The sequence below is a fragment of the Kineococcus glutinatus genome (assembly GCF_039542765.1).
GTDB classification, from domain to species: domain Bacteria; phylum Actinomycetota; class Actinomycetes; order Actinomycetales; family Kineococcaceae; genus Kineococcus_A; species Kineococcus_A glutinatus.
Genome location: NZ_BAABIL010000376.1, coordinates 1 through 7,444 on the forward strand (window position 1 = coordinate 1; position 7,444 = coordinate 7,444).

Consider the following 7,444-nt stretch of genomic DNA (forward strand, 5'->3'; position numbering starts at 1 on the left):
GCTGGCGGTGTCCTGGAACTCGGCCATCGCCGTCCGGGCGGGGCGCCCGCCGGCGCGCAGCGCCCAGGCGCGGGCCTGCCGCCGGGCGGCGGAGGAGGTGAGCATCCGCACCTCCCCGTCGGTCAGCCACCCGGTGGCGGCGTAGACGCGCAGGTGGCGGGCGATGAGCCTGGCCTCCCGCACCCGCGCCACGAGCGCGATCGTCACGGCCGCCGCGAAGATCGGGACCTGCAGCAGGACGTAGGCGGGCAGGAAGAGGCCGGTGCTGGCGCTGGCGTTCCACAGGGCGTGCAGGCAGACCGCCACGCAGAACCCGAGGACGGGCGCGCCCAGCCGCACGGGCAGGGAGCTGCTGCGGGCGGCGATCCCGAGACCGACCCCGGTGGCCATCGTGAAGAGGGGGTGGGCGAACGGGGAGGCGATGCAGCGCAGCACGAACACGACGGCCAGCGAGGCGGCGTCGTCGGTGGCCAGCGCGCGCCCCAGGTAGAGGACGTTCTCCAGGAACGCGAAGCCGACGCCCGCGAAGGCGGCGTAGACGATGCCGTCGACCACGCCGTCGAACTGCCGGCGCTGCACGAGGACGACGAGCAGGACCGCGGCCCCCTTCAGGGCCTCCTCCACGACCGGCGCGAGGACGACGGAGGTGTCGGCGATGCCGCCGGTGAACACCCCGCCGCGCTCCAGCAGCATCCCGCCCACCGTGTTGATGACGAGCGCGCCCAGGGTCGCCACGCACGCCCCCCAGCCGAAGGCGAAGGCCAGCAGGTGCGGCGGCTCGGCCTCGTGCCGGTCCAGCCACATGACGCTGGCCAGCACCGGGCCCACCGGGACGGCGGCGAGCAGCAACCCCCACAGGAGGCCGTCCGCGCCGATCTCCAGGGTGACGGCCGTGAAGCTGAGCAGCCCGCAGCCGACGAGGATGACGACGGTCAGGACGGTGAGGGGCAGCCGCCGGCGCTCGGCGGCGCCCGGCCGGGTACCCCGCGGGAGCGCACCGAGCGGCGCGTCGTCCGACATGGACGCCGAGGTTAGCCGCGTCGGCACCGGCGGGCACGGCGCGATCCCGCGGCGCGGCCCGGGGCCGGGCGGGGCGCTGGCCTAGGCTGGCGCGGTGAGCAGCAGCAGCGGGGAGCGGGCGCAGGACCGGGTGCAGGACCGGATCGTCTGGATCGACTGCGAGATGACCGGTCTGAGCCTCGAGCGCGACGCCCTCGTGGAGGTCGCGGCCCTCGTGACCGACGCCGACCTCAACGTCCTCGGCCCCGGGGTCGAGGTCGTCATCGCCCCGCCCGCCGAGTCGCTGGAGGGCATGGAGCCGGTCGTGGTGCAGATGCACACCGCCTCGGGGCTGCTGGCGGAGCTGCCCGCGGGCCGGACGCTGGCCGAGGCGCAGGAGGCCGTCCTGGACTACGTGCGCACGTGGGTGCCCGATCCCCGCCGCGCGCCGCTGGCCGGCAGCTCCGTGCACACCGACCGCGCCTTCCTGGCGCGGGACATGCCGGAGCTCGTCGACCACCTGCACTACCGGATCATCGACGTGTCCTCCCTGAAGGAGCTGGCGCGCCGCTGGTTCCCGCGCGTCTACTTCCACACCCCGAAGAAGCACGGCGGGCACCGGGCGCTGGCCGACATCCGCGAGAGCATCCAGGAGCTGCGCTACTACCGGGAGGTGCTGTTCGTGCCCCAGCCGGGCCCGGACTCCGACGTGGTCCGCGCGGCCGGCGCCCGGCTGGAGCTGCGCACCGAGGCCGCCGACCCGCAGTAGGTCGCCGCGCAGGCGGTGGGCCGTCCCCCGCGCGGGCGACGCGCCCGCACCCCGGTGCGACGAGCACCGCCCCGGTGCGGCTATGCTTCCCTCGTCGCGTGCGCTCCGGCGCCGCGCGTGGTGGGTGTAGCTCAGCTGGTAGAGCACCTGGTTGTGGTCCAGGATGTCGCGGGTTCAAGTCCCGTCACTCACCCCAGTACCCGGTGTTCCCGGGTCGGCGTGCTGGTGCCTCTATGGCGCCGGCAGCGCACCGGTCACCGCGATCTCCTCCAGGCGCTCCCGCAGCCATGCCAGGTACGCGTCCCGGTCCGCCCGCAGGGCGAGCGGGACGAGGAACCGCCCACCGGCCACGCCCCACCACGTCGGGTCCCGCACCGGCAGGTGCGCGATGTGCACGTCGACGGGCGGCAGCCGGCGCCCGACGCGCACCTGCACGTCCTGGACGACGTTGGCCTCGAACAGCGGGGTCGGCAGCCGGCGCACCAGGGCCGCCTCCCGCTCCCGCTGCAGGACGCTCCACTCCACCGCCTCGTCCACGAGGAGCTCCGCGACGCCGTGCAGCTCGGGCACGCCACGCAACCCCGGGAAGGCCGGCGGCAGGACGCCCGCCAGCACCTCGGGCCCACCGAGGACCGCGGAGCGCCACCAGCGGGACCACTGCGCGGCGGCCGCCTCCCGCCCCGGCAACCGCACGCGCACGGGCAGCGGCGGCTCGACGCGCGGGACGTGCGGCTCGGCGGGTTCCAGGCCGGCGGCGTCGCGCAGGTACAGGCCGATGAGCAGTTCTTGGGGCGTGTGGGCGCGGATGGACCACCCCCAGGCCGCGCCCCGCTGCATCCTGCGAGTGTCGGGCCGTGCCCGCGGCACCGTCCACCCGATTGCGCCCCGCCGGCGTGCGCCGACGCCGCGGCCCGGCGCTGCGCCGAACGGGTCGTCCCGCGTCCCGGCGGTCAAGACGGGGACTAGTCCCGACGAACTAGTCCCGGACGAACCCCAACCCAGGGCCGCACTTCCGGGAGGACGCCATGGCAGTCGACGAGCAGCACCGCCTCCGCCGAGCCGCCGAGCCGGCCGTGGAGATGCTCCACGGGCACATCCCGCTGTCCCTGATCATGGACCTGGCCGCACCCTCCGGCCCTCCCTCGCAGGAGCTGCTGGAGGCAGAGGGCCTGCCCGAGCAGGAGTGGTGGCGGCAGGGCTGAGCCGATTTCGTCCACCCCTGACCGCTCTGCTAAGGTTTCGACCCGTTGCGCCGTTAGCTCAATTGGCAGAGCAGCTGACTCTTAATCAGCGGGTTCGGGGTTCGAGTCCCTGACGGCGCACTCACGGGACCGAGGGCCCGGTGACCAGTGGTCACCGGGCCCTCGGTGCGTTTCCAGGTCGCGACCGCGCCGCCGGGACCACCGCCTCAGCCCACGTCGCGACGGGCGATGCGCAGCGGCATCCCGCCGGCCGGCCGCAGCGTGACGAGCGACTCCACCCGGGGGGCCGGTCCGGGTGCCGGCTCCAGCCGGTGCTCGCGCAGCAGCGCCGCCAGCGCGACGACCGCCTCCAGCAGCGCGAGGTCGCGCCCCACGCACAACCTCGGCCCGGCCCCGAACGGCAGGTAGGCGGGGTTGCGGGCGGCGGCGGGGAAGCGCTCGGGGCGGAACTCCTCCGGCGCCTCCCACGCGCCCGGGTGCCGGTGCAGCGCCCAGGTGCACACGATGACGAGCGTGCCGGCGGGCACCGGCAGACCCGCCACGACGTCGTCGGCCAGCGCGGTGCGCGTCACCACCCACGCCGGCGGGTACAGCCGCAGCGACTCCTCCACGACGGCGCGGGTGTGGCGCAGCGCCGGCAGGTCGTCGAACCCGGGGACCCGCGAGCTCCCCGGCGGGCCGAGCACGGCGTCGAGCTCGGCGTGCAGCACGCGCTGGGCGGCCGGGTGGCGGGCGAGCAGGTGCAGCGTCCACGTCAGGCAGGAGGCCACCGTCTCGTGGCCGGCCACGACGAACGTCACCAGCTCGTCGCGCACCTGCCGCGGCGGCGTCCCCGCGGCCAGCAGCAGCGCGAGCACGTCGTCGTCCCCCGGTCGCAGGCCCCGGGCGCGGCGGGCGCGCACCACCTGCTCGCAGGCCTCGTCGATGACGGCGACGGCGCGCCGCAACCGGCGTCGCGCCGGGGTGGGCCAGGCGGCGGGCACCGGGCCGGCGGCCTGCGCGGCGGCGGCCTCCAGCGCGGTGCCGACGGCGTCGACGAGGCGCTGGCCGACGTCGCTGAGGTCCTCGTCGGCCAGGGTGGGGCCGACGACCTCCAGGGCGGCGCGGAAGAGGCCGGGGGCGACGTCGTGGACGGCGCCGGCCGGCAGGGCGGCCCACTCGCCGCGCACCCGCTCGGCGGCCGCGGCGGCGTGCGCGGCCACGCGGTGCAGGCCGGTGTGGTGGAAGGCCGGCTGGACCGCGCGGCGGCTGGTGCGCCAGGCCTCCCCGTCGCTGGTGAGCAGCCCCTGGCCGGTGACCGCGGACAGCGCCCGGTACTGCAGGGTCGCCCGGCCGTAGCCGCGGTGGTTGTCGACCAGGACGTGGCGGGCACCCTCGGGGTCGTTGAGGAGCAGCACGGGGGTGCGCGGCAGCGGGAAGGCCGCGAGGTCGCCGTGGCGGGCGGCGACACCGGTGAGGAAGTCCACCGCGCTGCGCCGGATGGCCGGCACGGCGCGGACCATCTCCCACGGCGTGGGGCCGGGCGCGGCGAGCGGGCTGTAGCGGTTGGGCGTCCCCGCCGCGCCCCGCCCGACGCCCTCGGGAGCGGGAGGCGCCGGCGGGGTCGACCGGCGGGGCACCGGAGGCCTCAGAGGTACAGGCCCGTCTGCCCGTCCTCCACCCGCGGCGCCGCGACGGCGTGCAGGTCCCGCTCGCGCAGCAGCACGTACCCCTTGCCGTTCAGCTCGACCTCCGCGCGGGCCTCGGGGTCGAAGAGCACGCGGTCACCGAGCTGCACGGTGCGCACGTGCTGGCCCACGGCCACGACCTCCGCCCACGCCAGCCGCTTGCCGACGGCCGCCGTGGCGGGGATGAGGATGCCGGCGCCGGAGGTGCGCTCCCCCGCCTCCTCCTGGGAGACGAGGACGCGGTCGTGCAGCATCCGGACGGGGAGCCGGGACGCGGGGCCTGTGGTGCTCACGACCGACGACGGTACAGCGCTCCCCCGCCGCGGCGGCGGGCGCGGGCGCGCCGGGGGCTCAGCGCCGGCGGCGGCGCCACACCGCGAGGACGACGGCGCCGACGACGGCCGCGGCGACGGCCCCGACGCGCTCGACGCGCAGGGCGCCGTCGGAGTCGGTGGCGAAGGAGACCGCGGAGCGGCGGGCGGAGCCGATGGCGCGCTCCTTGAGGGCGGAGGGCTGCACCCGGCCCGCGAGCTCGTCGATGGTGGCGGCCAGGCGTGCCCGGCGCAGCTCGATCTCGCGCTCCAGGGCGCGCGGGTCGCTGGGCAGCGGTGCCCGCAGGATCGTCACGTCGCCGTTCGCGCTCACCGTCACGGTGCCTCCTCGTGGACCGGCCCGGGCGGGGTGCCGGGACTGCTGACCGCCGCCGCGGGTGGGCGGGCGGTGGCCAGACCGTACCGGAGCGGGCGGGCGCGGGCTCGGGAGCGGTCCCCGCGCGGCCGGGCCGTCGCACCGGGGCGCCCGGCTCCCACCCGGCGGCGCTACCGTGCGGGCCATGACCGCACGCCTGCAGCCGGGGGACCCGGCCCCCGACTTCGCGCTCCCCGCCGCCGACGGCTCCACCCTGGAGCTGTCGTCGCTGCGCGGGCGCAGCGCCGTCGTCTACTTCTACCCGGCGGCCGGCACCCCGGGCTGCACGGCGCAGGCGTGCGACTTCCGCGACGACCTCGGCGGCCTGCAGGCGGCCGGGTACGCGGTCGTCGGCATCTCGCCCGACCCGGTGGCGAAGCTGGCGGCGTTCGCGGCGGAGCAGTCGCTGACGTACCCGCTGCTGTCCGACCCCGAGCACCGGGTGCTCGAGGCGTACGGGGCGTGGGGGGAGAAGACGCTCTACGGCCGCACGACGACCGGCGTGATCCGCTCCACGGTCGTCGTCGACCCCGAGGGCCGCGTGGCGCTGGCGCAGTACAACGTCAAGGCCACCGGGCACGTGGCGCGGCTGCGCCGGGAGCTCGGCGTCGGCTGAGCGCGCCCCGCCGCGAGCCGGCTCCCGGCGGGGGCGGGGGGCCGTGGCTACGCTGTGGTCCGGGCGGGAGTGGTGTAACTGGCAGCCACGCAGGATTTAGGTTCCTGTGCCTCCGGGCGTGAGGGTTCGAGTCCCTTCTCCCGCACCACGGCGGTCGCGGTGACTCGACGGCGGTCACCTCAGCGACGGCCGCCGCGGTTGCGCGGGTGCATCGCGGCCGTCCGCTCGTTGCCGTGCCGGTAGTTGCCGGTGACGCGGGCCATGAGCAGCTGGGGGTCCTGCACCTCGACGTCGCGCAGGAACACCGCGGCCGCCCGCCCGCGCAGCACCCCCGCCGGGCGCCCGTGGTGGCTGATGCGCACCTCGCCGCCGCGCGCGGTGAACGCGAAACCGCCGGGCACGCCGCTCACGGCCTGGGTCCCCGGCGGCGGGAGGAAGGGGTCACGGTGCGACCGTAGCCGCCGGAGCAGCTGCACCCCAGGGGTTTTCCACCGCGCAGGTCAGGCGGCGGTGACCGTGATCGCGTGGTACCCGGTGGCGCCGTCGGGCTCGGGCGGGCGCTGCTCGGCGTCCTGCACGGCCCCCGTGCCGTCGGTGGCCCTGACCTGCAGGACGTGCTCACCCGCAGCGGCCCGCGGCCACCGCCACAGCCACTGCACCCACGTGTCGGCGGAGACCGCGGGCAGCACCTGCGCCTCCTGCCAGGGCCCGTCGTCCAGGCGGACCTCCACGCGCCGGATCCCGCGGCGCTGGGCCCAGGCCACGCCCGCGACGGCCACCGCGGTCCCGGCGCGCACGGTGGCCTCCGAGCGCGGGACGTCGATGCGCGAGGCCGTGCGCACCGGCGCCCGCTCCGCCCAGCCGCGCTCGGTCCAGTACGCGGCCGCGCGGTCGAAACGGGTGACCTCGATCTCCGTGACCCACTTGCAGGCGGAGACGTAGCCGTAGAGGCCGGGCACCACCATGCGGGCGGGGAAGCCGTGCTCGCGGGGCAGCGCCGCGCCGTCCATCCCGACCGCCAGCAGCGCGTCGCGGCCGTCGAGGACGTCGGCCAGCGGCGTGGAGGTGGTGAAGCCGTCCACGCTGCGGGCCAGCAGCATGTCGGCCGCCGCGGTGGGGGCCGCGCGGCGCAGCAGGTCCGCCAGCGGCACGCCGAGCCAGCGCGCGGTGCCGGCGTAGGGGCCGCCGACCTCGTTGGACACGCACGTCAGCGTGATCCACCGCTCCACGAGCGGCATCGCCAGCACGTCGGCGTAGGAGACCTCGACCTCGCGCCCGACCAGGCCGGAGATGCGCAGCCGCCACTGCTGGGCCGAGACGTCCGGCACGTTCCAGAAAGCGGTGTCGATGCGGTAGAAGTCGCCCACCGGTGTGGCGTAGGGGGTCAGCCCGTCGACGGGCGGGTCGGCGCCCTCCGGCAGCGGCGGCGCGGGCACCGCCGCGGCGGGCAGCGCCGGCGCCGGGCCGGAGCCCCGACCGGTGCCGGCGAGGACGCGACCGCCGG

The 7,444-nt window shown here is 76.9% G+C and carries 10 protein-coding genes and 3 tRNA genes; 6 read left to right on the top strand and 7 right to left on the bottom strand.

Going from position 1 to position 7,444, the window contains the following annotated elements; translation table 11 throughout:
- A partial coding sequence (locus ABEB16_RS13935; RefSeq protein ID WP_345712845.1) for a PrsW family intramembrane metalloprotease occupies positions 1 to 1,020 on the bottom strand: 1,020 nt, incomplete at its 3' end.
- 130 nt (positions 1,021 to 1,150) lie between these two features.
- Between ABEB16_RS13935 and orn the strand changes: the two genes are divergently transcribed.
- The gene (gene orn, locus ABEB16_RS13940) at positions 1,151 to 1,768 is read left to right on the top strand and encodes an oligoribonuclease (protein WP_345712853.1); all 618 of its coding nucleotides are present in this window, start codon (positions 1,151 to 1,153) and stop codon (positions 1,766 to 1,768) included.
- A 120-nt stretch (positions 1,769 to 1,888) separates the two neighbouring features.
- A tRNA-His gene (locus tag ABEB16_RS13945) sits at positions 1,889 to 1,964 on the top strand.
- 35 nt (positions 1,965 to 1,999) lie between these two features.
- Here the strand turns inward: ABEB16_RS13945 and ABEB16_RS13950 are convergent.
- Complete coding sequence (locus tag ABEB16_RS13950; RefSeq protein WP_345712846.1) at positions 2,000 to 2,605, bottom strand: hypothetical protein; 606 nt, start codon at positions 2,603 to 2,605, stop codon at positions 2,000 to 2,002.
- Positions 2,606 to 2,793: 188 nt separating this feature from the next.
- On the opposite strand from ABEB16_RS13950, the gene ABEB16_RS13955 reads away from it, so the two are divergent.
- A complete protein-coding gene (locus ABEB16_RS13955; RefSeq protein ID WP_345712847.1) occupies positions 2,794 to 2,970 on the top strand; it encodes a hypothetical protein in 177 nt (58 codons plus the stop codon).
- A 47-nt stretch (positions 2,971 to 3,017) separates the two neighbouring features.
- A tRNA-Lys gene (locus ABEB16_RS13960) sits at positions 3,018 to 3,090 on the top strand.
- Positions 3,091 to 3,176: 86 nt separating this feature from the next.
- On the opposite strand, the gene ABEB16_RS13965 is transcribed toward ABEB16_RS13960, so the two are convergent.
- The 3 genes from ABEB16_RS13965 to ABEB16_RS13975 all read right to left on the bottom strand — a co-directional run bounded on the left by ABEB16_RS13965 (position 3,177) and on the right by ABEB16_RS13975 (position 5,288).
- Positions 3,177 to 4,589 carry a cytochrome P450 gene (locus tag ABEB16_RS13965; protein WP_345712848.1) on the bottom strand — a complete coding sequence of 471 codons (1,413 nt, stop codon included), beginning with the start codon at positions 4,587 to 4,589 and terminating at the stop codon, positions 3,177 to 3,179.
- 8 nt (positions 4,590 to 4,597) lie between these two features.
- Complete coding sequence (locus tag ABEB16_RS13970) at positions 4,598 to 4,891, bottom strand: GroES family chaperonin (RefSeq protein ID WP_345712854.1); 294 nt, start codon at positions 4,889 to 4,891, stop codon at positions 4,598 to 4,600.
- A gap of 97 nt (positions 4,892 to 4,988) precedes the next feature.
- A complete protein-coding gene (locus ABEB16_RS13975; protein WP_345712849.1) occupies positions 4,989 to 5,288 on the bottom strand; it encodes a DUF3618 domain-containing protein in 300 nt (99 codons plus the stop codon).
- 181 nt (positions 5,289 to 5,469) lie between these two features.
- Here ABEB16_RS13975 and ABEB16_RS13980 point away from each other — a divergent pair, with 181 nt between their 5' ends.
- Together ABEB16_RS13980 and ABEB16_RS13985 are read left to right on the top strand one after the other, a co-directional pair.
- The gene (locus ABEB16_RS13980) at positions 5,470 to 5,940 is read left to right on the top strand and encodes a peroxiredoxin (RefSeq protein WP_345712850.1); all 471 of its coding nucleotides are present in this window, start codon (positions 5,470 to 5,472) and stop codon (positions 5,938 to 5,940) included.
- Positions 5,941 to 6,003: 63 nt separating this feature from the next.
- Positions 6,004 to 6,088, top strand: a tRNA-Leu gene (locus tag ABEB16_RS13985).
- Positions 6,089 to 6,119: 31 nt separating this feature from the next.
- On the opposite strand, the gene ABEB16_RS13990 is transcribed toward ABEB16_RS13985, so the two are convergent.
- The gene (locus tag ABEB16_RS13990) at positions 6,120 to 6,350 is read right to left on the bottom strand and encodes a hypothetical protein (protein WP_345712851.1); all 231 of its coding nucleotides are present in this window, start codon (positions 6,348 to 6,350) and stop codon (positions 6,120 to 6,122) included.
- A 90-nt stretch (positions 6,351 to 6,440) separates the two neighbouring features.
- The coding region (locus ABEB16_RS13995) for a molybdopterin-dependent oxidoreductase (protein ID WP_345712852.1) at positions 6,441 to 7,444 on the bottom strand (1,004 nt) is incomplete at its 5' end.

What these genes read in the sequence shown, in the direction of transcription:
- ABEB16_RS13950 (WP_345712846.1), bottom strand. Translation starts at nt 2,605, where the DNA reads ATGCAGCGGGGCGCGGCCTGGGGGTGGTCCATCCGCGCCCACACGCCC.
- ABEB16_RS13955 (WP_345712847.1), top strand. Translation starts at nt 2,794, where the DNA reads ATGGCAGTCGACGAGCAGCACCGCCTCCGCCGAGCCGCCGAGCCGGCC.
- ABEB16_RS13970 (WP_345712854.1), bottom strand. Translation starts at nt 4,891, where the DNA reads ATGCTGCACGACCGCGTCCTCGTCTCCCAGGAGGAGGCGGGGGAGCGC.
- ABEB16_RS13980 (WP_345712850.1), top strand. Translation starts at nt 5,470, where the DNA reads ATGACCGCACGCCTGCAGCCGGGGGACCCGGCCCCCGACTTCGCGCTC.